26 protein-coding genes and 1 tRNA gene are annotated in these 26713 nt (G+C 44.4%); 13 read left to right on the top strand and 14 right to left on the bottom strand.

Translation table 11 applies throughout. The features are described 5' to 3' along the window. Window positions 1-4: 4 nt before the first annotated feature. Together ACLSSO_RS08800 and ACLSSO_RS08795 are read right to left on the bottom strand one after the other, a co-directional pair. Window positions 5-853, bottom strand: coding sequence for an HlyD family secretion protein (locus ACLSSO_RS08800; RefSeq protein WP_295905728.1), 849 nt, complete (start codon window positions 851-853; stop codon window positions 5-7). A gap of 11 nt (window positions 854-864) precedes the next feature. Then, a complete protein-coding gene (locus ACLSSO_RS08795) occupies window positions 865-2175 on the bottom strand; it encodes a TolC family protein (protein WP_413944707.1) in 1311 nt (436 codons plus the stop codon). A 120-nt stretch (window positions 2176-2295) separates the two neighbouring features. Between ACLSSO_RS08795 and ACLSSO_RS08790 the strand changes: the two genes are divergently transcribed. The 4 genes from ACLSSO_RS08790 to ACLSSO_RS08775 all read left to right on the top strand — a co-directional run bounded on the left by ACLSSO_RS08790 (window position 2296) and on the right by ACLSSO_RS08775 (window position 5419). Next, window positions 2296-2766, top strand: coding sequence for a MarR family winged helix-turn-helix transcriptional regulator (locus ACLSSO_RS08790; RefSeq protein ID WP_413944706.1), 471 nt, complete (start codon window positions 2296-2298; stop codon window positions 2764-2766). A 226-nt stretch (window positions 2767-2992) separates the two neighbouring features. Beyond that, on the top strand, window positions 2993-3826 hold the full coding sequence (locus tag ACLSSO_RS08785) for a TIGR02147 family protein (protein WP_295904477.1): 834 nt from the start codon (window positions 2993-2995) through the stop codon (window positions 3824-3826). 84 nt (window positions 3827-3910) lie between these two features. Next, window positions 3911-4591: a hypothetical protein gene (locus tag ACLSSO_RS08780; RefSeq protein ID WP_295904479.1), complete on the top strand. Its 681-nt coding sequence runs from the start codon at window positions 3911-3913 to the stop codon at window positions 4589-4591. A gap of 144 nt (window positions 4592-4735) precedes the next feature. Continuing rightward, window positions 4736-5419, top strand: a complete 684-nt coding sequence (locus tag ACLSSO_RS08775; protein ID WP_295904480.1) for a class I SAM-dependent methyltransferase — start codon at window positions 4736-4738, stop codon at window positions 5417-5419. A 69-nt stretch (window positions 5420-5488) separates the two neighbouring features. Here ACLSSO_RS08775 and ACLSSO_RS08770 read toward each other — a convergent pair. Then, window positions 5489-5564: transfer RNA gene (locus tag ACLSSO_RS08770), tRNA-Gly, on the bottom strand. A 334-nt stretch (window positions 5565-5898) separates the two neighbouring features. Between ACLSSO_RS08770 and ACLSSO_RS08765 the strand changes: the two genes are divergently transcribed. Beyond that, window positions 5899-6429, top strand: coding sequence for a hypothetical protein (locus tag ACLSSO_RS08765; RefSeq protein WP_413944705.1), 531 nt, complete (start codon window positions 5899-5901; stop codon window positions 6427-6429). On the opposite strand, the gene ACLSSO_RS08760 is transcribed toward ACLSSO_RS08765, so the two are convergent. From ACLSSO_RS08760 to ACLSSO_RS08735, 6 genes are all read right to left on the bottom strand, one after another. Next, complete coding sequence (locus ACLSSO_RS08760) at window positions 6426-7505, bottom strand: ABC transporter permease (RefSeq protein WP_295904485.1); 1080 nt, start codon at window positions 7503-7505, stop codon at window positions 6426-6428. The two genes, ACLSSO_RS08765 and ACLSSO_RS08760, sit on opposite strands and share 4 nt — an antisense overlap. Further along, window positions 7502-8608 (bottom strand): ABC transporter permease, encoded by a 1107-nt coding sequence (locus tag ACLSSO_RS08755; RefSeq protein WP_295904489.1) that lies wholly within the window; start codon window positions 8606-8608, stop codon window positions 7502-7504. Before ACLSSO_RS08755 ends, ACLSSO_RS08760 begins: the two co-directional genes overlap by 4 nt. Further along, a complete protein-coding gene (locus ACLSSO_RS08750; RefSeq protein ID WP_295904492.1) occupies window positions 8605-9348 on the bottom strand; it encodes an ABC transporter ATP-binding protein in 744 nt (247 codons plus the stop codon). The genes ACLSSO_RS08755 and ACLSSO_RS08750 overlap by 4 nt, the downstream gene beginning before the upstream one ends. Continuing rightward, window positions 9345-10085: an ABC transporter ATP-binding protein gene (locus ACLSSO_RS08745; RefSeq protein ID WP_295904495.1), complete on the bottom strand. Its 741-nt coding sequence runs from the start codon at window positions 10083-10085 to the stop codon at window positions 9345-9347. The genes ACLSSO_RS08750 and ACLSSO_RS08745 overlap by 4 nt, the downstream gene beginning before the upstream one ends. Next, on the bottom strand, window positions 10086-10820 hold the full coding sequence (locus ACLSSO_RS08740) for an efflux RND transporter periplasmic adaptor subunit (RefSeq protein ID WP_295904497.1): 735 nt from the start codon (window positions 10818-10820) through the stop codon (window positions 10086-10088). It abuts the gene before it with no gap. Window positions 10821-10941: 121 nt separating this feature from the next. Next, entirely contained in the window at window positions 10942-11835 is an 894-nt protein-coding gene (locus ACLSSO_RS08735) for a hypothetical protein (RefSeq protein WP_295904499.1), read from the bottom strand. A gap of 198 nt (window positions 11836-12033) precedes the next feature. Between ACLSSO_RS08735 and ACLSSO_RS08730 the strand changes: the two genes are divergently transcribed. From ACLSSO_RS08730 to ACLSSO_RS08710, 5 genes are read left to right on the top strand one after another with little or no spacing between them, the layout of a single operon-like run. After that, complete coding sequence (locus tag ACLSSO_RS08730) at window positions 12034-13686, top strand: methyl-accepting chemotaxis protein (RefSeq protein ID WP_413944704.1); 1653 nt, start codon at window positions 12034-12036, stop codon at window positions 13684-13686. A 41-nt stretch (window positions 13687-13727) separates the two neighbouring features. Continuing rightward, complete coding sequence (gene rffA, locus ACLSSO_RS08725) at window positions 13728-14861, top strand: dTDP-4-amino-4,6-dideoxygalactose transaminase (RefSeq protein ID WP_295904501.1); 1134 nt, start codon at window positions 13728-13730, stop codon at window positions 14859-14861. 3 nt (window positions 14862-14864) lie between these two features. Next, window positions 14865-15752 (top strand): glucose-1-phosphate thymidylyltransferase RfbA, encoded by an 888-nt coding sequence (gene rfbA / locus ACLSSO_RS08720; protein WP_413944703.1) that lies wholly within the window; start codon window positions 14865-14867, stop codon window positions 15750-15752. Then, window positions 15749-16735: a dTDP-glucose 4,6-dehydratase gene (gene rfbB / locus ACLSSO_RS08715; protein WP_295904402.1), complete on the top strand. Its 987-nt coding sequence runs from the start codon at window positions 15749-15751 to the stop codon at window positions 16733-16735. Before rfbA ends, rfbB begins: the two co-directional genes overlap by 4 nt. Beyond that, complete coding sequence (locus tag ACLSSO_RS08710; protein WP_295904399.1) at window positions 16723-17883, top strand: glycosyltransferase family 4 protein; 1161 nt, start codon at window positions 16723-16725, stop codon at window positions 17881-17883. The genes rfbB and ACLSSO_RS08710 overlap by 13 nt, the downstream gene beginning before the upstream one ends. A gap of 6 nt (window positions 17884-17889) precedes the next feature. Here ACLSSO_RS08710 and ACLSSO_RS08705 read toward each other — a convergent pair whose 3' ends face one another. Beyond that, window positions 17890-19029 (bottom strand): hypothetical protein, encoded by a 1140-nt coding sequence (locus tag ACLSSO_RS08705; protein WP_295904398.1) that lies wholly within the window; start codon window positions 19027-19029, stop codon window positions 17890-17892. A 139-nt stretch (window positions 19030-19168) separates the two neighbouring features. Here ACLSSO_RS08705 and ACLSSO_RS08700 point away from each other — a divergent pair, with 139 nt between their 5' ends. Beyond that, entirely contained in the window at window positions 19169-20440 is a 1272-nt protein-coding gene (locus ACLSSO_RS08700) for an acetyl-CoA hydrolase/transferase family protein (protein ID WP_295904396.1), read from the top strand. 26 nt (window positions 20441-20466) lie between these two features. Here ACLSSO_RS08700 and ACLSSO_RS08695 read toward each other — a convergent pair whose 3' ends face one another. The 4 genes from ACLSSO_RS08695 to ACLSSO_RS08680 all read right to left on the bottom strand — a co-directional run bounded on the left by ACLSSO_RS08695 (window position 20467) and on the right by ACLSSO_RS08680 (window position 24509). Further along, window positions 20467-21351, bottom strand: a complete 885-nt coding sequence (locus tag ACLSSO_RS08695) for a hypothetical protein (protein WP_295904395.1) — start codon at window positions 21349-21351, stop codon at window positions 20467-20469. A gap of 509 nt (window positions 21352-21860) precedes the next feature. After that, window positions 21861-22256, bottom strand: coding sequence for a hypothetical protein (locus ACLSSO_RS08690; protein WP_413944702.1), 396 nt, complete (start codon window positions 22254-22256; stop codon window positions 21861-21863). A 121-nt stretch (window positions 22257-22377) separates the two neighbouring features. Beyond that, the gene (feoB, locus tag ACLSSO_RS08685) at window positions 22378-24303 is read right to left on the bottom strand and encodes a ferrous iron transporter B (protein ID WP_413944701.1); all 1926 of its coding nucleotides are present in this window, start codon (window positions 24301-24303) and stop codon (window positions 22378-22380) included. After that, window positions 24279-24509, bottom strand: coding sequence for a FeoA family protein (locus ACLSSO_RS08680; protein ID WP_295904389.1), 231 nt, complete (start codon window positions 24507-24509; stop codon window positions 24279-24281). Before ACLSSO_RS08680 ends, feoB begins: the two co-directional genes overlap by 25 nt. Before the next feature lie 191 nt (window positions 24510-24700). On the opposite strand from ACLSSO_RS08680, the gene ACLSSO_RS08675 reads away from it, so the two are divergent. Then, a complete protein-coding gene (locus ACLSSO_RS08675; RefSeq protein WP_413944700.1) occupies window positions 24701-25759 on the top strand; it encodes a hypothetical protein in 1059 nt (352 codons plus the stop codon). A gap of 117 nt (window positions 25760-25876) precedes the next feature. Beyond that, window positions 25877-26713, top strand: coding sequence for an outer membrane beta-barrel protein (locus ACLSSO_RS08670; RefSeq protein WP_295904386.1), 837 nt, complete (start codon window positions 25877-25879; stop codon window positions 26711-26713).

Raw genomic sequence — 26713 nt, 5'->3', positions numbered from 1 at the left:
ATCCTTAGTGTTTGTGAACTTTCACAAACGCGGAAAGTCCCGCCTTCAAGGCTTCGATTTCTTCTTCAGAAACGTTGGCAAATTTGATTTTTACAGGAACGCGCTGAACGACCTTCGTGAAGTTTCCAGTGGCATTGTCCGGAGGAAGCAAGGTGAATGTCGCACCTGTTGCAGAGCTGATAGACTCAACAATACCTTCAAAACTTTTTCCAGAAATCGCATCGACGTCGATGTTAACTTTCTTACCAGGCTGAATGCCTTCGATTTCCGTTTCCTTAAAGTTCGCTGTCACCCAACGTTCACCGGCATCAACAAAACCGATTAAAGGAACACCTGGAGCCGCAAGCTGTCCTACTTCGACCGCTTTCTTAGCGATAAAACCATCGGAAGGTGCTTTGATATGGGTATTTTCATAGTTCAATTCAGCCTGCGCCACTTGTGCCGACAACGCTTCAAACTTAGCTTTCACTTCAGCCGCAGTTGTTGTCGTCGTGTCGTATTGCTGTTGAGAAACAACGCCTTTAGAGAACAACTCCGCAATACGTTTTAAATTTTTCTCGGCATCACGCTTACGCGCTTCCAAAGAAGACAACTCACCCTTCATTTGACGAAGAGTGTTTTGATAATCACGATCATCGATCTCGACCATCAAGTCCCCTTTTTTCACTTTCATACCTTCAGCGATATGCACGGCCTTTACGTATCCACCCACCTTCGCTGCGACCATCACAGAGTGCGCTTCAACTTGCGCATTGTCTGTTGTCACATACATAAGATGTTCATAAAGGAAATAAATCCCAATAAGAGCTGCAAGAACTCCCACACCTGACAATATCTTTTTCTTTTTATTCATTTTCCCAATCCTTAATTAAACTGAACTAATTTTTGACCAGTGCTGAGCTCAAGATTCACGATGGCTTCAATGGCCCCGATTTGAGCATTCACGGCACCCGCTTTGGCACGATAAAGTTCCGCTTCGGCGTCAAGAACGTCTGTGTTTGTTCTTGCTCCCACCTTTTGACCTTCTCGCGACAGACGCACACTCTCTTCAGCTTTCACGATGTCGTTCAAGCGTGCTTCATAAACAGAGATATAATAAACGTATTTTCTTTTCCAGAAATCAAAGTCGCGTTTAGCCTTAAGTTCGGCCTGACGTAAGGTCTTCTCAGCTTGATACTTTTGCTCGATACTTTGTTTTGAGCGCGAGATCGAAGTCATCCCGTCAAAGAGATTCCAAGTCAGACTCACACCGTATTGATAGGCATCTCTGAAGTTATCGTAATCATCAAAACGATCATTGCGATTGTTGTAGTATTGATACTGACCGATCAAAGCAATGCGAGGAACCCAATATTTTTCAGCAGAGTCTTCCTGATGACGGAAGCCTTCCGCCTTTTGGCGCAAAGATTCCAGATCCTTGCGTTCTTCCATTTTAAATTCTTTGAGGTTCGCAACGAGATCCGCTTTAAGACGAGGAAGTGCGCCATCCACTTCAGCCGCATCTGTGTCTTGCCCCAAGGATTCGCTAAGACGTGCGCGAGCGACTTCGACATTGTCTGTCGCATTGAGAAGCTCTGATTGAGCTTCACTCATTTGCACTTCTACGCGAAGCACATCATAGTTTGTCGAAGAGCCGACCTTTTTAAAAAGACGAACGTCTTTAAGATGATCTTCCAAGGCACGCACGTTTTGTTCAGCAACGGCTTTAAGTTCTTTTGCGGCCACAGCCTTATAAAAAAGAACTGTGACTTCACGCTCTACCGTGAAACGAGTCCAATCGTAATCGCTTTTTGCGGAGTCTTCAAACGCGCTGGAACTCAAATATCTATTTGTGCTGGAGAAGCCATCAAAGATCGACCACTGCGCTGTCAAATAAAGATTTGTCGTCGGCACCACTTGCGGAATCGACAGCGGAGCTCCGCCCAGATTCACGTCCACCAACGCATATTTCTTATCAAAGAGATACGTCGCATTTGCAGACAACGTCGGTAAGAATCCAGAGTAGGACTCTGTCTTTTTCCAACTGGTTTCTCTGTATTGGGATTCGGATCTTTGAACTTTAGGAGAATTATTGAGGGCCTCTTGCAGTGCCTCATTCAGTCTCAAGACTTCGGCCTGAGCTTGAATGGAGGCGAGAGCGACGAAGCTACTAACGAACAGCTTGCTACACTTCATAATGGGATTCATACGCCACCTAATCTTGAAATGTTTTAACCGAAAACCGTTTGCGATGCAAACTATTTGTGTTACTATCAATTAACTCTCACTTCCTTTTCATTAAACAGGAGGATTATTTTGAAACGCAAGCAAGACGATCAGATGTGTGCAAGCTCACCCTGGGAAACACCCGGAGTGCACCCTGCTCTAAAGGTGTACTTTGGATACTGTCTCTCAAAAGCCGCACTCAAACATAAAAGCATGCTTGCGAAGGAACTCGACAAATATAAAATTGTCTCTCCACAGCTTGGAATCATGAAGCTTCTTCAGATTAATGGTCCCGCAAGTCAAATCTCTTTGGGACAAGACATGCATATCGACAAAGCGTCGATGGTGAAATTTATTGATGGCCTTGAGAAACAAAAATATGTTCGCCGCGTTCCTGATAAAAATGATCGCCGTATCAAACTTGTAGAGTTAACGGAAAAAGGATTGAAGGATCTTCAGAAACTTGCGCGCATTCGTCAGGAAATCGAAGACGAATTCCTCTCCCCGCTTTCTGCAAAAGAAAAAGAATCTCTTCGCGAGATCGTTTCTAAACTTGTTTGAACAATTTGCACAGACGGTGACTGACGATGATGTCACAGCTGTCATGAACCTTGGATTTAAACTTACGCTGCGAAATACAGCGACAAACCCAAGATCCTAAAATTACTCGAGTTTTTCCGATTTCTTTTCTTTAAATCAGGTAAGTCGCTAATATTACGACGGCTTTTGTTTATGGAAGTTGCTGGAACGAACCGGAACAAAATGCCTGGGGGCCTTAACTAGAGTGGTGACTCCAGACAAAAACTCCCCTACAACCCGCCCCATGGCAAAACATCACTATCGCGATTACATTTTAAAAGAACTTGAGCGCAGACAAAGAAAAAATCCTTCTTACTCACTCAGAGCCTATGCCCGTGATTTGGAAGTTCCCTGCTCTCGCTTGAGCGAAATCATCAACGGAAAAGTGGGACTTTCCGAGTCTCGCGCTATGAATCTCGCAGTGAAATTAAATCTGGCGCCTTCTGAGCGAGAGTTCTTTGTTGATCTTGCTCTTTCTGAACATGCGCGCAGTGCGGTTCTTCGTGATATGGCCTTAAAAAGAGTTCAAGCGCGCGAAGAAGCTTTTGAAAAATTCGGCGAAGAGGAATTTGCCGTTATCTCTGATTGGTACCACACGGCGATCGCTGAAGTTTTAGGTTTGGATGGTTTTGAAGGGACCCCTGATAACATCGGAAACCGCTTAGGTCTTTCTATTGAAATCGTTGAAAAAGCTTTAGAGCGTCTTGAAACGGTGAAGCTTATTTCTAAAGTCGGCGACAAATGGGTGCCGAACAATAACAATAAATACTCTTCGTCTTATGGCGGATCCTCAGAAGCAGCCCGCAATTACTTCATGCAGATGCAACAAAAAGCAAACGAAGCCATGGACATGGGAAATAAAAAACGTTGGGATATGGGATGCACCATGGTTCCAACCAACTTACAAAAAGCCCGTGAGATTTCTAAAAAAATCCGCGAGTTCCGGTTGGAAATTATGCAAGAGCTTCAATCCGTGGACACCAAAGACGCTCTCTTTGCTCTTTCTACCAGCTTCTTTGAATTAACAGAAGCTTCCCATTAGTAAAATTGATCGGCATATCAAATCCTTTAATTTTACGCGTATGCCGATTTTATCGTAAGACCTTCTGCAGACCGGGAGGCTCTTATGAAACTTGTCTTTACGACTCTCACAAGCATTCTAATTAGCACATCTGGATTTGCCGCTAGACTTATGCACCATGATCCAGCCTCCATACATGGAATGCTGCTCTTTGGGAAATCACAAGTTTATCTTTCTCATCTCCCCATGTTTCATGCACCTCACGACTATCAGGTCCTTTTACAGGCGACTCTCAGCGCTGAGGGACTCAACGCTTACCATGCGAGCCTTAGAAACTCGAATGAAACGGTCTACACGCTAGTTCCTGAGGCATTTAGCCTACCGGAATTAACAAGCCATCCCGTTCCGTTTAAGGCGCAGATTTACAAAGGTCATTTTGAAAGAGGTGGTGTTTTAATTGCTGATAATGTGACTGTTGAAATCAAAGTTCTTTATTTCAGAAAGTTTTCTGGCACTGACGTAAAACCTTCTCAAGGTACTTACATATTATTTGGAAATTCCAAAGAGCAATTTCTAGCTCACGCCATTACAGCGGCTCCTGATTTTGATCAGATTCTAAAGGTGAAGACCGACGCAAAGGGTGTCGCTGTATTTAACTTTAAGGATTTATCTAACACGGAACCTTTGCAAGCTTCTCAAACTTTGGAAGTGACTCTGGGAGAGACATCCTGGCCTGTCGATATTGAATCCAGCCTCTATACGGAATTTGGCGACCTTTCATTTTAAAAAACATACTCTGCCACTTGAAAAAGTCCTGCAAGGTTCGTAGAATAGACCTTGCAGTGGCGCTGCGTTTTTTGCTGGTGCAAAATTCAAAAAATTTATGCTCCTTTTCGTTCTATGGTTAACGAAGCTTTTTAGGAGTCATAAATGTCGCAAGACAAACAATTCTCAGACAATCAATCCGGTTACAATCAGTGGTCTTCTTTTTACGATAGCTATCCGAACCCGACGGTGGCCATTGATGAGCTCTCCTTTCCCCGCTTCTGGCAAACTCTTACGGGGAAAGATATTTTAGAGATCGGCTGCGGCACCGGAAGACACACGCAAAAACTCGTCGCGCAAAACAATCGCGTGGTGGGAATTGATATTTCCGAAGGAATGTTGCAAGTCGCCCGCGAGAAAATTCCGCCTGAAAGAGCTCTACTTGTTCATGCTGACTTTATGACTTACGACGGATTTCACGAAAATCAATTCGACGCTATCGTCGCAAGTCTCGTAATTGAACACATCCAAGATCTTTCATCTTTCTTTAAAAGAGCAGCGAAGTTTTTAAAACCCGGTGGCGAGCTGTACCTTTCTGAAATTCACCCCGAAAGAACGGCGCAAGGCGTAGCCGCTCATTTTAAAAATGGAGATCATCAAGAGATCCATCTAAAAAGCCATCCTCACACCGACGAGGACTTTCAAAGAACCGCCGCTCAAGCCAGCCTTGAAACCGTGAAAAATGAGACCATCTACGGCACGGAAGAATTCGCGAATATCAACTCCAAATGGACACGCCATCTCGGAAAACCGATGATTGAAATTTGGGTGTTTCGTAAAGGAAGTTAAAACGAAGATGCCTTAAAACGCAAAAACCGCCCACGAGGCGGTTTTTAATTCGGTCTTCGAGGAAAAATTTGGAGCGGGAGACGGGGCTCAAACCCGCGACCTATGCCTTGGCAAGGCATCGCTCTATCAACTGAGCTACTCCCGCGCTCGAAGAGAAACCAAAATTACAGTTGCCACAGGATATTGTCAACGGGTAAAAATCAAAAAAATGAAGGCTTTACTGTACAGTCGCATCAAAAAATGGATGATTTTCGCTTTAATAGGCTGTCTTGCTTATTTTGTAGGCTACATTTGGGGTCAACAAAACCTAAAAGGCTCTTCAAATCCCCCTACGCCGACCCTGCAGTCTAAATAGAAGTCATCTCCTGCAGCCCCGCTTCACGAATTCTTCCTAACAGAATCTCCATCTATCTTAACGTAAAGAAACATGACTCTGTGGTCTTATGAGCTAAAACGACTTTCCATTACAAGGAGAAGTCATGGTTTTAAAAGTCGGCATTGCCGTCTGCGTTTTTGGTTTTCTTGCGTCCTTTGCTTTCGCTTCTACATTTGAAAACATGGAGGGAACTTATAAGATTCTTTCTTGCAATAACGAGAGCGACTCCCCCTCCCGCGAAGATCGTGATCTTTGCGAATACACTCAGCTCACTGTTCACCCGAGTTCTTACGCAACCGTGATTTATTTTTCAGAGAATAAAAACTCGCAGTTTGTGCGCGCCTTTGGACTTCCGAAAAACATGCGCGATATTCCTAATGGCAGATACAGTGAAAGCGCCGACACATTTGCGTCGTACACCAATACGACAAGAAATTCCGGCGAGATTTTTATATTAAGAAAAACGGGCCCGGATCTTTTTCATTTTTCTATGCACCGTCGCTCCAGCCTTTCCAAAACTCTGGATGTTTTTGAAATCGAACTGCGAAGAGTCTCTCGCAAATCAAATCCTCTGCCGCCTCCGCCACCCATCGACGATGAGGGCGATCCCTGTGGCGAGCCCGACCATGATTAAGACAACGTCGTTTTAAATCTTTGCCAACTGGCTGTGATGGCGATCGTTGCCATGGCAGCAAGAATAAGCAAATTAAAGATGATCAACCGAGCATCACCACCTTTAAGCATTATGTTGCGCAGAAGCTCTATAAAATACGTTAACGGATTGATGTAAGAAAAAATCCGCATGGCCCAAGGCATGTTCTCAATAGGAAAGACCAGTCCCGAAAGTAAAACCGACGGGAAGAGATACAAAAATCCTCCCATCATTGATTGCTGCTGATTCTTGGCGATCGTGGAAATAAATAAACCAATTCCCACCGTACAACAGACAAAAACAAAGGACGACAAAAGAAGAACCAGCAGACTTCCTCGCAGAGGCATTCCAAAAAGAGCCATTGCCACGCCGACAATCAAGGGAATATTACTCATACCTAACAGAACGAACGGAATGGTCTTACCTAGAATCACTTCCTCAGGCTTCACTGGAGCCGCTATCAAAGTTTCAAAAGTGCCAAGTTCTTTTTCCTTCGTGATTGACATGCTGGTTAAAAGAATCGTGATTAAACAAACAAGCAAACTCATCACACCAGGCACTAGGAACAAAGCCGTTCGTAAAGCAGGGTTATAAAGAACACGCACGTCAAATTGCACCGGAGGATTTTGTGGATACAGTGAGCGCACGATGCTTAAAAAATATCGCTCAACACTCTGCCCGCGCGTTACGTTCGTCGCATTAACTAAAAGCTGCACTCTTCCTTCACCGCGCCCTAAGCTTTTATCCAATCCTTCTGATGGCGCCACCAAGACTGCATCAGCTTCCCCTGACTTCACCTGCTCATAGGGATCGTTGGATGTCACCTTAGCGGGAATAAACCACCCAGAGGCCAGAGCTTTGCGATGAAGCTCTTGCAAAGATACATCTGTGGGTGCGCCAAAGACGCTGAGGCGAATGTTTTTGGCTTCCGTTGATAAAGCCACCCCAAAGATCGTCAATTGCACGCAAGGTGCGATAAAGAGCAACAACCGCATTCGTGGATCGCGCAAAGTCTGACGAAATTCTTTTCTGATAAAACCTAGCAGCGTTTTTATCATGGCTCGACATCCTTTTTAAATTTCTTGGTAGCAAGGAAGATCATTAAAACAAACAAAGCACAGAGAGCCAAAAATGACGGCAGAATATCTAAAAAACTCGCTCCTTGTAAAAAGAGCTCGCGACTGATTTTGATAAACCAGCGCGCTGGCAAGAGCATCGTGAAATAATAAAAAAAGCTCGGCATGTGTTCGACAGGAAAAATAAATCCTGAAAGAAGAATTGTCGGCAGAAGCCCCGAGAGCATGGCAAACTGCATACTGAGTTGCTGTTTTCTGGTAACGACGGAAATCAAAAGACCTTGCGCCAAATAAGTACTAAGAAAAATCAAACAAGCCACAAGATAAACTAAGAAATTTCCGCGAAAGGGAACCGAGAAAACCAACTGCGACATGATAAAAACAAAAAACACCGCGATGATGCCCATCACAGAATAAGGCAAAAGTTTTCCAAGAATGATTTCAACAGGACGAACCGGAGTCGACAGAAGCAACTCCATCGACCCATTTTCCCATTCACGCGCGACCGTCAGCGCGGTGAGCAGAATAGAAAGAATCGCGATGATGGCGGCAGCCAACCCAGGCACGACGAACCATCGACTGTTCAGCTCCGGATTAAAAAGAAAACGCGTGTGCACCTGAACAGGCTCACGAAAACTTCCGAATTCTTTTTCAATCAGTTTTTTCTGAATGCCTCCGAGATATCCGACAATCGACGCCGCAGAGGAGTTATCAGAACCATCAATTAAAATCTGCACGGAACTTTGCGAAAAAGGTTTGATATCCTGATTGTAGGTCGGAGGAATCACTAAGGCCGCGTGCGACCTTCCTTCATCCAAAGCTTGAATGGCTAAGGCAGGACTCATCACAGCATTGGAGTGAAAATATCCTGAACTTGTAAAAGCCTTCTGTAAATCCCAAGAGTTTTGCGTTTTATTTCCATCAAAAACCGCAAGCCCGATGCGCTCCATATTAAATTCGATAGCAAAACCAAAAAAAAGCACCATAACAACGGGCATTCCCAATGCTAAGGCCACCGTGAATGGATCTCTCACGATATGAAAGACTTCTTTTTTAGCTATAGCCACGATGGAGCGAAATCTCATTCTTTCCCCTCCACCTGATATATAAAAACATCTTCCAAGGTCACATCTTCAGGATCTTTATCCGGAAAACTGTTTTTCTTTAAGTTGAGTGGAGAATCCAACGCAATCAACTCACCAGAACGAAGAAGCGCAATGCGCTCACAATGTTCGGCTTCATCCATATAGTGAGTCGTAACAAAAACGGTTTTCCCTTCATCGGCAAGTTCCTGAATCAAATCCCAAAATCTTTTTCGATAAGCAGGGCTCACACCTGCGGTCGGTTCATCAAGAAAAACCAATTCAGGATCATGCAGAACCGAAGCCACAAGACTGACTTGTTGTTTGACTCCACCGGGAATATCGCGCACTAAAACATCTTCGGATTCTTTAAAGCGAATGAATTGTAATAATTTTTCTTTTTGTTCTTTGAATTTCTTATCGTCGATTTTTCTTAAAGAGGCTGTGAATGCCAGGTTTTCTTTCACGGTTAAATCGTCATACAAAGTGAACTTTTGCGACATATAACCGACTTTTTGTTTCACGGCGAAGGCGTCCGACAAAACGTCAATATCGCAAATTCGGGCCGTTCCATGTGACGGCAATAAGAGCCCGCACAGCACCCGGATGGTCGTGGTCTTCCCCGCTCCATTGGCTCCTAAAAATCCAAAAATCTCGCCTTTTTCTACGCTGAAGGAAATATTGTTCACAGCATAGTAGTCGCCAAACTTCACTGATAATTCTTTAACATCCACGACTTTCATGTGGACTCCAAGGAAGAATCGTATTGCAAAAACACGTCATCAAATGTTTTGCATTTCTGTTCTTTTAAAATCTCCTGAGGAGGCCCTTCCAGCAAGGTCTGCCCGTCGAACAGCAAATGCACTTGCTGACATTTCAATGCTTCATCCATGTAGGACGTCGTCACTAAAATTAAAATCTCTTCTTGATCGCGAAGATCGTAAAGAAGCTCCCAGAAATCCCTACGACTTAAAGGATCAACGCCATTGGTGGGTTCATCAAGTAGCAAAACCTTCGGTGACGACAACAAAGAACAAATAAGTCCTAGTTTCTTATACATCCCACCTGAAAGCTGTGAGGCCAGACGGTCCGTGAATTCTTCAAGCCGAGCCATTTGCAGAAGTTTTTTTCTGCGCTCGATGTAAACATCTGAAGGAACCTGATAAAGAGTTCTAAAAAATTCCAAATGCTCGTGAATACTGAGTTCCGGATAAAGACTTTGTGTTTGCGGCATATAGGCCACGGACTCGCGAATATTTTGAAAAGGAATATCTTTGCCGTCTTCTTGAAATACAATGGTCCCGGAATCCGCTTTCAAAAGTCCCATCAGATGTCTTAAAAAAGTCGTCTTACCGGCCCCCTCAGGCCCAATGATCCCGTGAATCTGATGGGGAGCAAACTGCATGGTGAGACCTTTGAGCGCTTGCGTGCGTCTTAATTTTTTTGAGAGATCCTGAACGCTCAATGAGATCTCAGACATCTATTCCTCCGCCGGCCACTCCAAAGTCATGCCGGGCTTCAAGACACCTTCAGGATTTTCGAAATAAATTTTTACGGCATAAACCAAACGCGTTCGTTCATCGCGGGTTTGCACGTTCTTGGGTGTGAACTCGGCTTCGGGATTGATGTAAGAGACAACGCCGGAGAATTCTTTTTTATCCAGTTCCGGAACCACCGCTTTCACTTTTTGCTGAAGTTTGAGTTTTGATATTTCATCGTGAGGCAGATAGAAATACGCATACACTTCTTCCAAATCGCCCACGGTTAACAACTTCGCTCCTGGAGCCACCATCTCCCCGGGTTCAAAATAAGTTGTCAGGACTGTGCCTTTTAAAGGCGACGTGATATCACACCAATTGCGACGAAGCTCGGTGTCTTCTTTTTTTGTTTTCACCTGATCGAAGGCCTCTTTCGCGATACTGCCACCGCGGTACAGACGGTAGGAACGATCGTAACTGCTCTTGGCAAGTTCGTATGCGATCTTGATATCCTCGCAAGCAAGTTGCACAAGCATTTGCCCCTTATCAACGACCTGCCCTTCTTTGACTGGAAAAGAACTGATCACCGAAGGCACACGCGCAGGAATATCTACTTTTGTGACTTCCACCGTTCCGGCATAAGAAAATTTATTTTTAAAAAGAATCGCTTTTACAGCGTAGGCCAGAATCAAAAGAACAACTATCACAACAATAGGAAGAATCTTTTTCTTAGACATTCCCCAAGCATAACAGCTCAAAGAAAAGAGTAAACGTCGTTTGTGAGATCACACGATTCCAGACATAAAAAAAACCGGAGTCTTTAGAACTCCGGCTTCATTAAATCTAAATTTAGATTTATTAGTTTCTACCTGGGTAGAACCAGCAACGAGGACGAGCACCCGCCGCATCACGTGGCGCGTAGCAACTTCCTTGTTTGTAATCTGTATTGCTCAAAGTTTCGCTTTCTTTAGCTACGCAGAGCATACCCGCAAAGTAAGTATCCAAACGACATTGCGTCTCTGGATGTTGGTCATTCATGCGAGACACTTCGCGTTTGTCTGGAGTTCCAAAGTTAGGAGCTGTCGCCTCTTTACGCAATGCTTGGAAAAGATTTGCAACAGATTGACCCGCCAAAGAACTTCTCAAGCAAAGAAGACGATCTTGCTCATTTGGAAATTGCGCTTCACAAGCTGAGCTCGCTACCGGATCCAAATCAAGATCTTTCAAGATCGCCGCGTTGTCGTCTTCAGCAAAGAAACGGCGAAGGCATTTCAAAGTCGCGTAATAGTCCGCACCACCTTCGTTTGTCGCCCATGAACCCATCCAACCGCTGATTTTCGGAGCGCCACCGTTGTGGTGACCGAACTCATGACAAGCAACCAAGGCAAAACCTTCGATGGTTGTTGCTTGGTGACGAGCCAATCCGCCGTACATATTCAAAACCTGAGTATTGCCTGATCTTTGCGCAGAAGCGTTCACAGTTGGATCATTCCACAAACGGTTGATCTTCAAAGTATCCCCAGCTCTTTGAACATCATCTTTGTAAATTTTCTCGATACGATCCAAAACGTCGTTGAATTGTCTTTCAGTGATTCCGCCCGCAGTGAAAAGTCCCACTGGAATTTTCAAATTATTCTCAGGCAAGAAACCCGCGCAAAGCGTCTGATTTTCGATTGCTGTCTTGTGTGTGAAGCCCAAAGTCGCTACCAATGCGACGCCGGCAAAAACACGACTTACTGTCGTTTTTGTCATGACCACCCCTCCTTGAGTCTAGACTTAAGAAAAATCGTATCAATAGGATGCGGACAAACTCAAACGATTAATATTTGTAATGAAGCACCGCACCTTTAAACGCGATGACAAGAGTTTTTTATTAAAGGGCCGTAATAAAAAAGTCGACAAGTAAGAACACCCCTAATCTTGCATATACGGTGTTGGAGGAGTCGATTCATGAATTCTTTTGGTAGCTGGTTTAAAGGTCTGAGAGGCAAATTACTGTTCTCAGCGATTTTGCCGATCATCGCTTTTACAACGCTGACGACCGTTTCTTTAAAATCAATGAACACGTTAGGTGATATGCTCACAACCGCCTACACTGATGTGATACCTAACATGGACGGTCTTGGACAAATCGGAATGCAAAGAGCTCGCGTGGGATATTTTATCTGGGCGGCGCTTGCTAATAAAGAAGACATTAAGTCTCGCACTAACTTTGTCAATAAAGCTAAAGATGCCTTTAATGAATTTAAAAAAGGCCAAGAGTTTTATGAATCAACATCACTCGATGACGAAGAACAGAAAAACTATGCGAGGGCCAAAGAGATCAAACCACAATTCTATGCTTTAACAGAGGCCATGATCGCCTCTTTAGAAAAAAATACGCCAGAAGAGGATGCCAAAGTTCATAAAGCGATGAATGGCGGAGAATGGCATGTGCTCGCGATCGACACACAAAATGCGATTGCTGCGAATATGAAACTGTACAACGCAAGATCCGTTGAAGCAAACCGAACTCAGCAAGAGGTTCGCACTTTCCAAACTCAGCTTCTTCTTCTGATTTCTGGTTTCTGTGCGACGTTGCTTTTCGGTATTTTGATGTGGATTGCTTATCGCGTTTCAAACACCGTAAGCGGCATTGCTTCAGGTCTCACTAAATCCGGAAATCAAGTTGCTGAAGCGATCACGCAACTGACCGCCGCGGGGCAAACTCTTTCTCACTCTTCAACAGAAGCTGCGGCTTCCCTTGAAGAAACCGTGGCATCATTAGAAGAAATGTCTTCCATGGTAAAAATGAATTCTGACAACGCTAAGCAAGCGGCGGCTCTTTCTCAATCTTCAAAAGATGCGGCTGAACAAGGTCAAAATGAAATTCAACATCTGATTGAATCGATGCACGATATTTCGACGTCTTCTAAAAAGATCGAAGAAATTATCAGCGTGATTGACGATATCGCCTTTCAAACAAATTTATTGGCTTTGAACGCTTCCGTCGAGGCCGCTCGTGCTGGCGAACATGGAAAGGGTTTTGCGGTTGTCGCCGAAGCGGTTCGCGCCCTTGCGCAACGCTCCGCAGTAGCCGCAAAAGACATCAACGGTCTTATCAAAGACAGTGTTGAAAAAGTCGAAAAAGGGTCTTCTATTGCCGATCGTTCGGGGGAAGTTCTTTCTAATATCGTGAACTCTGTAAAAAAAGTGGCGGATTTGAACAACGAAATTTCCGCGGCAAGTTCTGAGCAAACAACAGGTATTCAGCAAATCAGCAAAGCCATGAATCAATTGGATCAAGGCTCTCAAGCCAATGCAGCGTCTTCAGAAGAAGTGGCCGCTTCGGCTGAGGAAATCAATGCTCAAGCTTTACAGATGAAGAAGATGGTTCAAGGCCTGAATGAGGTTATTTTAGGAGCAGAACAAGCTTCAACTCCGAAACGCGAGTCCCCTGCTATAACGCCTCCTAAAGTAGTGCCAATCACTGCCAAACAAACACCAGCGAAGCTCGCTAAAAAGGCAGCTCCCGTGACGAAAAAACCACAGGGCGCTGCGGCTGTGATTCCTTTTGATGATGACGAAAGCCCTCGTAAAGTCGGTACGACAGACGGCTTTTAATCCATTGCTCCCTCGTAGTCCTTGTACTACTATGAGGGGGCATGAAAATTCCATTTAATATTCCGCCAAAAAGCTCGAATGAAGAGAAATATATTTCTCAGGCCATCGCCAACAAAAAACTTAGCGGCGAAGGTTCTTTTAATAAAAAATGTTCGGAGTGGTTTAATAAAAATCTTCCTACAAAAATGACTGTGATCACTCCTTCCTGCACGTCGGCTCTTGAAATGGCGATGGTGCTTGCGGATATCGGACCAGGCGACGAAGTGATTCTTCCTTCGTTCACATTCACTTCAACAGCGAACGTGGTGGCTCTTTATGGTGCCGTTCCTGTTTTTGTCGATATCGATCCTTTAACGATGAACATTGATCCTGCGGAGATTGAAAAAGCTATCACTCCCCGCACGAAAGTCATCATGCCTGTGCACTATGCCGGTGTCGGTTGTGATATGGATGCCATCATGACCCTCGCCAACAAACACAACATCTGGGTTGTGGAAGATGCAGCTCAAGGGATCTTTGCTTCTTACAAAGGTCGCGCTTTAGGAACTCTAGGTCATATGGCGGCCTTTAGTTTTCATGAAACAAAGAACATCGTTTGCGGCGAAGGTGGTTGTTTAACAATCAATGACGCTCGCTTGGTCGCGCGTGCTGAGATCGTTCGCGATAAAGGAACGAATCGCCAGCAATTTTTGAACGGCCAAGTCGATAAGTACACATGGCAGGACAAAGGTTCATCTTATTTGCTTTCTGAACTATCAGCCGCTTTCCTTCTTTCACAACTTGAAGAAGGTGAAGCGATCACGGCAAAACGTTTGGCGATTTGGAATCAATATCATGCGGGCCTTGCTGATCTTGAAAAACAAGGTCACTTGCAACGCATGACTGTGCCTGCTGATTGCAAAGCCAATGCGCATATTTATTACTTTCTTTTAAATTCCGCAGAAGTTCGTGCGGCTCTTTGGAGTTATCTCAAAGAAGCTGGCATTCAATCGACAACTCACTACGTGCCTTTGCACTCAGCTCCCGCAGGTGTGAAGTACGGTCGCGTTTCCGGTTCACTGAAGGTCACGGACGATCATGCCAATCGTCTTTTGCGTCTTCCGATGTTTGCAGATTTAAGCTCCCAAGACGCGGCTTTGGTTCTTGAAAAAATTCATTCTTTCTTTAAGAGGTAATCAATGAAGGGTATTATCCTTGCCGGAGGAGCCGGCTCTCGCCTCTACCCGATGACTCGGGTTATGACGAAACAACTTCAATCGGTGTATGACAAGCCGATGATTTATTATCCATTGAGCATCCTGATGCTGGGTGGAATCAAAGATATTCTGCTAATCACGACTCCCGACGATCAACCTTTGTTTCAAAAACTTTTGGGCGATGGTTCTCAGTTCGGCATTAAGCTTTCTTATAAAATCCAAGAGAAACCAAACGGTCTTCCTGAGGCTTTCGTTTTGGGTGAAGACTTTATTGGCAACGACAACGTCTGCTTGATCTTGGGCGATAATTTGTTTTACGGCGACTTGGATTTCTTCCGCGCGGCGATCAAATCACAAGAAGCTATGCAAGATGATCTGCATGGCCGTGTCTTTGCCTACTACGTTGCGGATCCTCGCGCTTATGGCGTTGTGGAGTTTGATAAGAACTCTAAAAAAGTGAAATCAATCGAAGAAAAGCCACAAAATCCAAAATCGAATTTCGCGGTTCCAGGTCTTTACTTGTTTGATAAGACCGTGGCGAAACGCGCGAAGTCTTTAAAACCTTCTCCTCGTGGTGAAACTGAAATCGTAGATTTGATTTTATCTTATCACAACGAAGGAAAACTCGGCGTTGAGATGATGTATCGAGGACTCGCTTGGCTCGATACGGGAACTCCAAGATCTTTGCTTGATGCAGCCGCGTTCATCGGCGCCATTGAAGAACGCCAGGGCTTGAAAGTCGCTTGCCTTGAGGAGGTCGCTTACCGCATGAAGTTTATCACTTTGGCGCAGTTACAAAAAATCACGAACGAACTTCCGAAGTGCTCTTACCGCTCTTATCTTGAAAAAATTATTTCTGAGGAACTATGAAGCAGACTGTTTTACTTACCGGTTGTGCCGGATTTATTGGAACTAATTTCGTTAAGACGATTGCTTGCCGCGAAGACGTGAAAGCAAAATACGATTTCGTGATTGTAGATGCTTTAACTTATGCCGGACGTTTGGGAAACATCCAACCGGAGCTTGATGTCCATTCTCATTTGAAATTTTATCAAGAAGACATTCGCGACGCTCATAAGATGCATGAGCTTTTCAAAAAATATAACTTCTCTGGGGTTTTGAATTTCGCGGCAGAATCGCACGTGGATCGCTCTATTGAAAGTCCGAACATCTTTGTTGAGACAAATGTTCTTGGAACTTTGAATCTTCTTAAAGAAAGTCTTTCTTTGTTTGAAAAGAACAAATCATTCAAATATCTGCAAGTCAGTACCGACGAAGTGTACGGCACTTTGCAAATGAATGACCCTGCCTTTACTGAAGACACTCCGATCGCACCCAACAGTCCTTACAGCGCTTCAAAAGCCAGCGCGGATCTGATGTGTCGTGCGTTCTTTGAAACTTACAAGCTCCCTGTAGTAATCACTCGCTGCTCGAACAACTACGGCCCTTATCAAGTGGAAGAAAAATTCATCCCATTGATGATTAAGCGTGCGATGGCAAACGAACCACTGCCTATTTATGGCACAGGCATGAACATCCGCGATTGGATTTACGTTGACGATCACAATGAAGGTGTTTGGAAAGCTTTCACCAACGGCAAGGCTGGCGAAGTTTACAACCTCGGTGGCGACTCTGAGAGACAAAACCTTGATGTCGCGAAATTGATTTTGAAACATCTTGGAAAGCCAGAAAGTCTTTTGAGCTTCGTCCAAGACCGCAAAGGCCACGACTTCCGCTATGCGATCAACTTTAGCAAATCCGAAAAGGAACTGGGTTGGGCTCCGAAAGTGAAGTTTGAACAAGAAGGACTTCTTCGTACGATTGAGCATTATAAAAAACTATGGGCGAAGTAAGAGTTCTTCACTGCATCCAGTCCCTTTCCTGGGGCGGGCTTGAGCTTTACACTGTGGAGTTGATTCAAAACCTGGCAAAAGCCGGCGTGAATCAACGCGTGTTTTGCTCCGCTCACTCACGCGTCGCTGAAGAACTTCGTCATTCCAATGTCGAGTTGATCACATTTCCAGAAAAGAAAATTTCAAAACTCAAAGCGGCTTCCTTGATTCGCAAAATCAGCCGCGCAAACAAGATCACTCACCTGCACTCTCATACGCGTATCGATATGTGGTGTTGCGCTTTATCGCGTTGGAATACTTCCTCGCCAAAGCATATCTACAACCTGTACATGAATGCTCTTCCAAAAAGAGATCTGATTCATCGCTGGCTTTTTTCGAAAGTGGATGCCTTGTGCAGTTCTTCCGAATGGGTGCTTAGCGAAGCTCGCAAGAACTTCCCTATTGCTCCTGAGAAACTGCGTTTGATGCGCTATGGACGTAAAACAGAGGACTATCAAACGAACCCTTCCCAACGTGAAGACCTGCGCGCAAAGATGGGCTTTAAGAAAGACGATTTGGTTTTTGGAACTCTTTGCCGTATTGATGCAGGTAAAGGCGTCCGTGAACTCGTTGAGGCTTTAGACTATCTCAGCGATGAAGAAATTAAAAAGATTCACATGGTGATTGTTGGCGATCCAACAATCTTAGGGAAAAATTCTGAAGGTCAATTGACTTACGAATCTCAATCGCTGGAATTGTCCGAGTGGATAAGCCAAAAAGCCTCTGAGCCTCGTTTAAAAGGTCACTTGCACCGCGTACCGTTTCAAAAGAACTTTATTCCTTACATCGATATTTTAGATGTTTTCATTCTAGCGTCTTACAATGAAACTTATTCGTTAAGTGTGCTTGATTCCATGTTGATGGAAAAACCTGTCATTGGCACAGATGCCGGGGGAACAACAGAACAAGTAGGAAAAAACGAACGCGGATTCTTAACAGAACCACGTAACGCTAAAAGTCTCAGCGAAGCTTTACGCTTTTATATTCAAAACCCTGATCAGGTTCCTCAACAAGGAGCCAAGGCCCGACAGTGGACCTTGGGACAACACTCCTGGGATCAGACTCTTACAAAAACCCTCGCTTTGTATAAAGAGCTGGAAGCAAGGTAGTCAGCTTTATTTAGAGTGGTTGTGAATTTTCGCAACCATCTCTTGCATGCTTTTTAATTCACGCTCCACATCCTTAGGAAGATGAACCCCTGAAGTTCCTGTGTAAGCTAAAGTGACTAAGTCTTGGTACTCCTTCAAACAGGACGGAGCAATACGGGACTTTGTATATTCTAAAACGCATTGTTTTAGGTAAAGCTCTGGGAGCGAATAAAAAGCTTTCTTGTCCAAACGTCTTTCACAGAAAGAGAGCCAATACAAAATCTCTGGCTTTAATGAAGTGTCCGGGTATTGCTCTAGATATTTATAAAGAACAGACGCCGTTCGCAGATAAGAAAGCTCTCTTTCTGGTGTGATCTCAAACTCCCCTTGCAGTTCCTTTTTTAAGTTCTTTTCTGCATAGTTGCGCACTTCGTCCTGCTGGTCTTCTGCAAAGGAAGGAAAAGATTCTTTTGCAAGAGTGCTGCTGGCTTTTTTTAGACCCGCAATTTTCTTTACAATAAAGGGTGGAAGATTTTTATTCTTTTCGTTCTCATTTAATGAGTCACTAAGTCCCTTAAAATCCCTTTTGACCCGAACGAAGTAATACACTTTTCTGGCAAGAGCCTTTTCCAAATTGTCCGTCGCTGTTCCATTCTTTGGAAAACCATTAAGCACCTGATCATACAATGGAATGGCTTTATCGAAGTTTCTAACAATAAATAAAAACTCCGCTTCATCAAACGGTTTAGTCAGATAGTGATCTTTTTGGGAGAAATCAAATTTCGTGGAAGCAGAGGGAAGCTGTGTATGACAGGACATACAAACACTTAAAGTCGAACGCAGCATCCAAAGCGAATAATCTTTGTTTCCCGTGCGATACACCAATTCAGTCTCACGCAGCTGCTGATTTAAAACTTTTCCGGAAACGGCAAATCCCGACTGGCGTATTTTATTTTCATGAGAAATTTTCTCGCTGAGGTCGCCCATCTTTTTTAGCGCCTCATCAACTGTTTGAAAATTTTTAGGATCGCGGTATTCGGCATCTGAAACGATATAAGGCTTAAGAACGTAAATTTGCTGAAGCATTTGGTCCATATAAGGTTTAACTTCAGCCTTTGCCAATGAACAGACAACTCCCAAAATCAGGATGCCAATCGAAAATCTCATGTAATTTCCTCCGCTGCGCTTAAGCTTAAATTTCCCTATTTAAAATTCAATGAAATTATTTTTCTCCACCCGGGAGGCGGAGATATTGAGATGTTGTTTGCTAAAATGAAAGAAAGTAGACTGCGACAGGGAGATCCTCATGACTCAGTTTGTATCAGCAGAAGAAGCTCTGAAAGTTGTTAAATCCAGACACAGTGTTTTTATTCAAACGGCCGCGGCAACCCCACAGCGCTTAGTGAAGGCTTTAACTGCCCGCGCGCCTGAAGTACAAGGTGTAAAAATTTATTCTATTCACACCGAGGGAGATTGTTCCTATGCAGCTCCGGAACTCGAAGAGAGCTTCGACGTCCACAGTTTTTTCAATGGCGGAAATCTTCGTCACACACGTAAAAACTTAAACTCCATTTTTGTGCCGATGTTTTTAAGCGAAATTCCTCATTTATTTTACAGTGGCGCTGTTCCTTTGGATGTTGCTTTAGTGCAAGTCTCGCCTCCGGATAATCACGGTATGTGCAGCCTCGGCCCTTCCGTGGATATTTCAATTTCAGCCGTTCGAACTGCCAAAGTTGTTATTGCGCAAGTGAACCCCAAAGTTCCAAGATCTTTTGGTGACGCGCAAATAGAGTTCAGCAAAATTCACTATGCCGTTGAGGTCAACGAAGAGCTTTATATCGCGCCTCAGACAGAAACCAGTGACATTGAAATTCGTGTTGGACGCAATGTCGCAAGCCTTATTGAGGATGGAGCCACTTTGCAGATGGGAATTGGCGCTATTCCTGATGCTACCTTACGGGCGTTAACAGGACATAAAGATCTAGGCGTCCACACAGAAATGTTTTCAGACGGTCTTGTTGATCTTTACAAGACCGGAGCGATTTCAAACCGCTTTAAGGCACGTATGGGTGGGAAGATCGTTTCAAGTTTTGTTTTAGGATCTAGAAAAGTTTATGACTTTATCGATAACAATCCCATGGTTGTGATGATGGATGCGGCCTATACTAACGACTCCCATATCATCCGACAGAACCCCAAGGTTGTCGCCATCAATAGCGCCATCGAAGTGGATCTTACTGGACAAGTGTGCGCGGATTCCATTGGCGCACGCATCTACTCGGGCATCGGTGGGCAAATGGATTTCATGCGAGGAGCGGCCTTGTCTCCCGGTGGAAAACCGATCATCGCCTTACCTTCCAAAACTTCTAAAGGGCAAAGCAAAATTGTACCCTTTCTTAAAGAAGGAGCTGGCGTCACCACCACCCGTGCCCACGTTCACTATGTGGTCACCGAGCATGGCATCGCCCACTTGTATGGCAAGACGCTAAAAGAACGCGTGGAAGCGCTTATTGCGATCGCAGATCCAGAGTTTCAAGAGGAGCTGGTAAGAAGCTCTCAAAAGGTTCTCGGCTTTTAAAAGTATTTTGCTCAAAACAAAATATTTTACTCGGCCATGAATCCCCTTTTGAAAAGAATTTGTTTAGCGGCATCCAGCTCTTCTTGTTTTTTTACTTCCATCACAAGGGACTCATTAAGGCAGGAGAAAAAATCGTTAAGGTCACTATTAGGCACCAGCTGATTGAGCGTCAGCATTGATATCCTCAAAGCTTTTTGGAACCCCAAACGCTCCTTCAGATCCCACAAAACACCGCTTACAATTCCTGAATCGTGGTAAAGTCCGCCATTTTTATCCGATATCTTTACATCATTCACAACGGATCGGCGAAAAGGTCCTTTCAAATAAGCCACCTCTCCCATATTTGGATGTCCTAATTGCATCGCGGTCAGAAAATCCGCAAATCCTTCGTTAATCGATCCACCCTCTCCTTCAAAAGGAAGATGAGCAATAGAATCGACAAGCGCATGAACACTCTCATGAATGACAATTGATGGATCCTGAGAAATGTGCGAATAGGTTTCTCCATCCCCTTCGCCCAGACGAATTTTTCCCTGATAATAAAAAGCCGAATTTGTTTTTTCCGGAGCACCGACATGCACTTCGGTTTGTAGCTGAAAAGGAATCTTAAAGCCCAACTGAGATTCAAACCAGCTTAAGGATTCATCTAAATAATAAAATACTTGAACTTGGTCAAAACGCGCATCGGTCGGATTAAATTTTAAAGGCTCTTTCGTGCTGGATACTTTTAGTGCAGCTTGGGAGCCAACCCAAAGGCGCGCATTTGCCAAAGCGGGCTCTGCACTTAAATTTTTGAATGTGACATCCTGGATGTGGGATCTTTTCGGTCCTTGGGGAAAAACAGAGGCCACCGTATCGTGAAATTGCGATCCGACCCGCTTTACCCCCTGCACCTGAAGATGGTTATTCAAACGAACTTCCCAAGAGACACCCTGAGAATCTGCGTAGACAACGCGCCACAAGGGTTCGTAGAAAGTTCCGCGAGCCACGACAATGACTTCGACGATCTCGGGTTTATAACGACGAAAAACAGGAAAAGCCGATTGTAGATCCCGCCTCAAACGATCTCGGTTTTTTAGAAAATCCGCAACTTTTAGATGTTCCATTTTTTTTTGATTAAAAGACACAAGGGCTCTTATCAAAACATTTTCTCCAGCTTTGTTGCGCAGCTTTTTTACGAAGGCGTTTTCAATAGGAACGCCTGAAATTTCTTGCTGTTGAAACACAACGCTTTGATCGAGGGACTTAATTATTTTCTCATGCGAAAGGTCCAGCGAAGATAGCCCCTGAAGAGCTTCTTCGCCGCCGCCTTGTCGCCATTCAACAGGAACAAAATCGGATTTGGGAGAACAAGAAGAAAGAACTAAAAAACACAAACAAAAAGTCTTTCTCATAGATCTTTCCTTGTTTCGGTTTGACCTTATTCGACCAGCAAAGTTTTTTCTAGATAAGTTCCGTCGCCGTTTTCAAATCGCAAAATGTGTTTGCCCGCAAGAAATTTTCCTAGACGAACTTCTTTCTGAAAAGGTACGAGAACCATAACGCACATCCCGCCTTCAGACACTGAAGCTATGGATTTAATTTGGTGGGTGAAGTCATCTCTGTGGTTAACTTCAGCACGTTTCCACTTATAACAACCATTTTGAAAAACGCCATTAACGACAACGTACACATCCGATGCAGAATCAAATCCGCCCGGAACATAAACGCCACTGATACCAATCTGAACTTCTCTTTGAGACTGAACAGGAGTCTCGGCATTCGCTAGAGCCCCAAGACCTAAAAACACGGAAAATACGATCGCTGACAGTTTCATAAAAACTCCTTTTTAAAAAATTCCTGTTTTTATGAATACGCCGCTCCTCCTTCAGCAAGGATGATGAGGATCATGAATGATACGGAGAGCAATGAAAACACACCGTGGGGGTGGAGACCCCCTAAGAAATACCCATAGCTCTTAATCCTTGAACCAGCAGAACGACAAGAACATAGGCAAAGACGTTAAAGGCGATAAGCTGTGTGACCGCAAATTTCCAAGAACCGCTTTCACGAATTTGCACACCCACTGTGGACATACACTGCAAAGCAATTAAGAAGAAGATCATAAGACCAATCACAGAACTCACCGTAAATATTTTTTCGCCCGCAGAATTCACGGCGGTACTCATCTGAGTCAGAAGAGCTTGTTGCTGAGTATCTTCATTTGTATCAGTAATATTGAACGTTAAGGCCAAAGAAGAAACGAAAACTTCACGGGCCGCAAAGGCCGAGATCAAGCCCACACCCACGCGCCAATCAACACCCATGGGATGCATGACTGGCTCAATAGCTTTTCCTAATTGTCCGACGTAACTTTGCTCTAATTTTTGATGTGCATCTTCCAACTGATAATGAGGGAAGGTCGTCCCCGCCCAGACAATCACGGCAAATGTGAAGATCACAGGTCCCGCTCGTTTCACGTAAGATAAAGTGCGAGTCCAGGACTGGCGAAGCAAAACTCGAACTTTCGGACGACGATAGATGGGAAGCTCCATCATAAACAGAGACGGATCGTTTGCGGTTTTCGGAATAAATCTGCTGACAACACCCGCAGCAAAAGACCCAATAACGATCGAGCCTAAGTACAAAGCCGCAAGAGCCAAGCCCGCCTTCAAAGCCGACTGTCCATGAAATAAAAATGCAATAAATAGCGCATACACAGGTAGACGAGCCGAACAGCTCATCAATGGAATCACAAACTGTGTGATCATGCGGTCTTTTTTAGAAGGGATATTACGAGTCGCAATAATGGCCGGCACTGCGCACGCAAAACCTGAAAGCATCGGAACAAACGAACGCCCGCTCATTCCCAAGGCCGAAAAAGGGCGATCAATCAAAGTCGCCGCACGTGCTAAGTAACCTGTACTTTCTAAAATCCCGATTCCCATAAAGAGAATAAAGATCTGCGGAATAAAAACAAGAAACGCGGAGAAACTGGAAACAACGCCATTAGCTAAAAAATCCGCCCACAGAGTTCCTGGTCCCCATGCTGCGACGATTTCATTAAGTGATGTAAACCAGCCATCAATCAGATCCATGAACGGTGTTGCGAGCCAGAAGACACACGAAAACAATCCACCCATGATGAGAATAAAAAATAGGAAACCCAGAACCGGATGCAAAAGAACGCGGTCCAACTTTTCGGTTGTTTCAACAATTTTATTTAAGCGATCTTGAGCATGATCGGTTTTATGGGTGAGCGCTTCTTTCGCGATTTGCTCACACTCTTGAAGTTTTTTTTCTTGAAGTTCAAAACCCCAAGGAACAGGACGCGACGGCGTTTTTGTGATCGTCAGCTTTTTCGCTTCAGCCACGATTTCTTTAAGACCCCCGGCCAATAATCCATCAAATTGCAAAACAGGACAGCCCAAAGTTTTGCGCAAGTAATCCATGTCGATCTCAATGCCTTCACGGCGAAGAAGATCGGCCATAGTGATCACCACGATCATCGGGAATCCGGTTTCTTTTAATTGCATCACAAGTTGCAAGTGACGAGAGATTTGCGTTCCATCAACCACAACGATGATTCCATCGACTTGTTTGATTTTTGGATTTTCGTAAATCGCGCGAAGAGTAACCCACTCATCGGCAGACTTTGGATGAAGACTGTACGTTCCCGGAGTATCCATCACTTGCACATGGGATTCACCTAAGTGCGAAGCCAAATGCCCCAAGGAGAACTCCACGGTCGCTCCCGGATAGTTCACCGTTTTAAAGCGGGAACCTGTCAGCCAATTGTAAAGAGTTGTTTTACCAGAGTTCGGTGCACCAACAAGAGCAATGGACTTACTATCAACAACTAATTCTGTTTCACTCTCGCGCATGCCGCTTCCTCATTTCGCAATGCCAGAAAACTCGTATTAAAACGGATCAAAAGCGGTCCTCCGAACGGGGCTCTGCCTAAAATCGTAAGAACAGTTCCTACGCGCAAACCCATTTCGTGAAGACGTTCACGGAAAACGTCTTCCCCTGCAAAACCCGTAATTTCAACGGTGTGGCCCGGCTTTAGTGCGGTATCGAGTAAATTCATGACTTCCTCTGGATCGGTGAGCTTCTAGTTAAAGGCATGCTGAGGTAAATGGAAGTCCTTTAACCCTCCGCAACGTAATTGAAAACCTACTGAGAATGAACCTCAATAAGCCCCGGTGGGATCTCAAACTAAGGTCGTGTTTTTAAGACCAAGGGTTAAGTTCACGGGAGCAAGACCGATCTGAAGTCTGTATGGATTTTAGTATTAAGACCACTCTTGGAATTAGCAGCTTTGTCCTTCTTACTTCTTTGTCCGCGAAGGCCTCAGATGTCGTCTATGTTCCGGCCTACTGCGCACCACAAGCACTGACTGTGTTTGTGACAAACAAAACTTCTGAACCACAAAGACTGTGGACTCAAGTGCGCTTTGATGGGGAACTTCAAGAGCTTCATCATGATATTGATGCAAAGTCGCAGATCAAGATTGCAGGCGCTCAGTTTCTTCCATCTCAAATGGGCTTTTCCATAAAATCTTGGACAAAGAATTCGCTTCAGATCACCACTCGCTGTGATGAGAGTTTAAGTATTCCTTTAAGCGATCTTACATCTCCCCAAGTGAGTCACTGGCTTCCTTCCAATGTGAAATCCGTAAAGGTGCATTTGTTAAACCTTTTCTTAAAGTTCAACACCGTAAAACTTCAAGCCTTCAATAAGGCGGGCTCCGTGATTGGTGAGAAGGAAGTTTTGATTGAGAAGTATTATGATACGTCTTCTTTCAAATGGACTTTGCCTGAAAATGCCGCACGCATTGAAGTCATTGGTCAAGAGCGCCTTCATTCACTGCTTTTCTATGATCAATTCGGCGAAGAAAAACTAAGTCCGGCTGTTGCTTTAAAACCGGTGACTTTGCCGTTAGACGACCAAAAAACATATTTCTTGGTTTCAACTAAGGATGCCCGTCCCGAAGAATCTTTTGTGATTGCTCTCAAAGACGATCAACAGATCGCAACGGCTCGTGAGCAAATCAAGAACCCGTCTTTAGAGAAAATCATCGTCGCAGGTATCGAGCTTGGAAACGGCGGTTTTAACCGTGCCTTTAAATCTCGCGACAAATCCCCTTACTCTTGGTCTGTGAATCGTGTCGATGCCTTTGCTGACTTTGCGCATATCGATTGCGACGGCAGTCCCGATCTAACAGAAGAACGCCTTGAACAAAAACTCAATGAAGGCGGTCGCATCTGCTTCTGGCGCTACCGTATCATCAAAGAGTTGAGTCCCTCAGAGGTCGCCTCGGGAACATTGAAGCCCTAAGCATCGCTTAGGCTCTAGCTTCGTCAGAATAGAAAATCTGCGTTGTGAATTGACAGCCATCATGAACTGCACTTTGATACTAAAACTCAAAAGAGTTTAGCATTAAAGGAGTTCATCATGTTTTCTAAAGTATTTGCAGCCGCTATCGTGCTTGTATCAGTTAGCGCTCATGCCGCTGACAGCGAATTTTTCTTCCAATCTAAAGCGGGACAAAGTGATCTTACACCGCGCATTGGGTATATTTCTACGAAGACAAAACCTAAAGGTGGCACTACAGAAACTAAGTTCAGTGGTCTGTACAAAACAGGTGTTTCTTACGAATACGGTATTAACGAGATGTTTTCAATTGAAGGGTCTTTGCTTTTCTCTTCTTACGAAAATGACAACACTCCTAAAACAAAAGTATCTGGACTTGAAGACCCTCACGTAGTTCTAAAAGGAACTTCCAATATGGGCACTTCAAATCTTCGCTACGGTCTTGATGTCGGTCTTAGCGTTGAAAAAATGAAAGTTAAGTCCAATAACGAAGTTAACGCAGCTACTGGCGGCTTCTCTTTTACTCCTTATGTGGGTATGGACACTGAAGCAGCAGGTGGCGTTATCGGTGGACGCCTGAGCTACGCAGTTTTACTAGAGCGCACAATCGAAATCGAAGGCTTTTCCGATGCAAAACTTAAAGAAGGAAATACTTTGGGACTTTCTGCGTTCTACGAAACCGTTATTACTGACGTAGTTTTGGGTGGTTCTCTTAACTACTACAGCCATGCAAGCACTAAAGACCAAGATGGTGACGAAGCTATAAAAGCTTACAATACCTTAGGACTTTCTTTGTACTCTCGTATTCCATTCGGTACATGGGCACTGATTCCACGCCTAGACTACGATTTTTCAAGCAGCGAACACGACACGTATAACATCATTAACCTGTCTGCAGCAGCTCGTTTCACTTTCTAA

It is taken from the genome of Bdellovibrio sp. HCB-162 (assembly GCF_047344985.1).
GTDB lineage: Bacteria > Bdellovibrionota > Bdellovibrionia > Bdellovibrionales > Bdellovibrionaceae > Bdellovibrio.
Note: the sequence above shows the minus strand (reverse complement) of the source record. Positions and strands in the feature narration are given on the sequence as shown.

Excerpts from the sequence above, each read along its gene's own strand:
- ACLSSO_RS08800 (WP_295905728.1), bottom strand. The coding sequence starts at position 853 with ATGAATAAAAAGAAAAAGATATTGTCAGGTGTGGGAGTTCTTGCAGCT.
- ACLSSO_RS08795 (WP_413944707.1), bottom strand. The coding sequence starts at position 2,175 with ATGAAGTGTAGCAAGCTGTTCGTTAGTAGCTTCGTCGCTCTCGCCTCC.
- ACLSSO_RS08780 (WP_295904479.1), top strand. The coding sequence starts at position 3,911 with ATGAAACTTGTCTTTACGACTCTCACAAGCATTCTAATTAGCACATCT.
- ACLSSO_RS08775 (WP_295904480.1), top strand. The coding sequence starts at position 4,736 with ATGTCGCAAGACAAACAATTCTCAGACAATCAATCCGGTTACAATCAG.
- ACLSSO_RS08765 (WP_413944705.1), top strand. The coding sequence starts at position 5,899 with ATGGTTTTAAAAGTCGGCATTGCCGTCTGCGTTTTTGGTTTTCTTGCG.
- ACLSSO_RS08760 (WP_295904485.1), bottom strand. The coding sequence starts at position 7,505 with ATGATAAAAACGCTGCTAGGTTTTATCAGAAAAGAATTTCGTCAGACT.
- ACLSSO_RS08755 (WP_295904489.1), bottom strand. The coding sequence starts at position 8,608 with ATGAGATTTCGCTCCATCGTGGCTATAGCTAAAAAAGAAGTCTTTCAT.
- ACLSSO_RS08750 (WP_295904492.1), bottom strand. The coding sequence starts at position 9,348 with ATGAAAGTCGTGGATGTTAAAGAATTATCAGTGAAGTTTGGCGACTAC.
- ACLSSO_RS08745 (WP_295904495.1), bottom strand. The coding sequence starts at position 10,085 with ATGTCTGAGATCTCATTGAGCGTTCAGGATCTCTCAAAAAAATTAAGA.
- ACLSSO_RS08740 (WP_295904497.1), bottom strand. The coding sequence starts at position 10,820 with ATGTCTAAGAAAAAGATTCTTCCTATTGTTGTGATAGTTGTTCTTTTG.
- ACLSSO_RS08735 (WP_295904499.1), bottom strand. The coding sequence starts at position 11,835 with ATGACAAAAACGACAGTAAGTCGTGTTTTTGCCGGCGTCGCATTGGTA.
- ACLSSO_RS08730 (WP_413944704.1), top strand. The coding sequence starts at position 12,034 with ATGAATTCTTTTGGTAGCTGGTTTAAAGGTCTGAGAGGCAAATTACTG.
- rffA (WP_295904501.1), top strand. The coding sequence starts at position 13,728 with ATGAAAATTCCATTTAATATTCCGCCAAAAAGCTCGAATGAAGAGAAA.
- rfbA (WP_413944703.1), top strand. The coding sequence starts at position 14,865 with ATGAAGGGTATTATCCTTGCCGGAGGAGCCGGCTCTCGCCTCTACCCG.
- rfbB (WP_295904402.1), top strand. The coding sequence starts at position 15,749 with ATGAAGCAGACTGTTTTACTTACCGGTTGTGCCGGATTTATTGGAACT.
- ACLSSO_RS08710 (WP_295904399.1), top strand. The coding sequence starts at position 16,723 with ATGGGCGAAGTAAGAGTTCTTCACTGCATCCAGTCCCTTTCCTGGGGC.
- ACLSSO_RS08705 (WP_295904398.1), bottom strand. The coding sequence starts at position 19,029 with ATGAGATTTTCGATTGGCATCCTGATTTTGGGAGTTGTCTGTTCATTG.
- ACLSSO_RS08700 (WP_295904396.1), top strand. The coding sequence starts at position 19,169 with ATGACTCAGTTTGTATCAGCAGAAGAAGCTCTGAAAGTTGTTAAATCC.
- ACLSSO_RS08690 (WP_413944702.1), bottom strand. The coding sequence starts at position 22,256 with ATGAAACTGTCAGCGATCGTATTTTCCGTGTTTTTAGGTCTTGGGGCT.
- feoB (WP_413944701.1), bottom strand. The coding sequence starts at position 24,303 with ATGCGCGAGAGTGAAACAGAATTAGTTGTTGATAGTAAGTCCATTGCT.
- ACLSSO_RS08680 (WP_295904389.1), bottom strand. The coding sequence starts at position 24,509 with ATGAATTTACTCGATACCGCACTAAAGCCGGGCCACACCGTTGAAATT.
- ACLSSO_RS08675 (WP_413944700.1), top strand. The coding sequence starts at position 24,701 with ATGGATTTTAGTATTAAGACCACTCTTGGAATTAGCAGCTTTGTCCTT.
- ACLSSO_RS08670 (WP_295904386.1), top strand. The coding sequence starts at position 25,877 with ATGTTTTCTAAAGTATTTGCAGCCGCTATCGTGCTTGTATCAGTTAGC.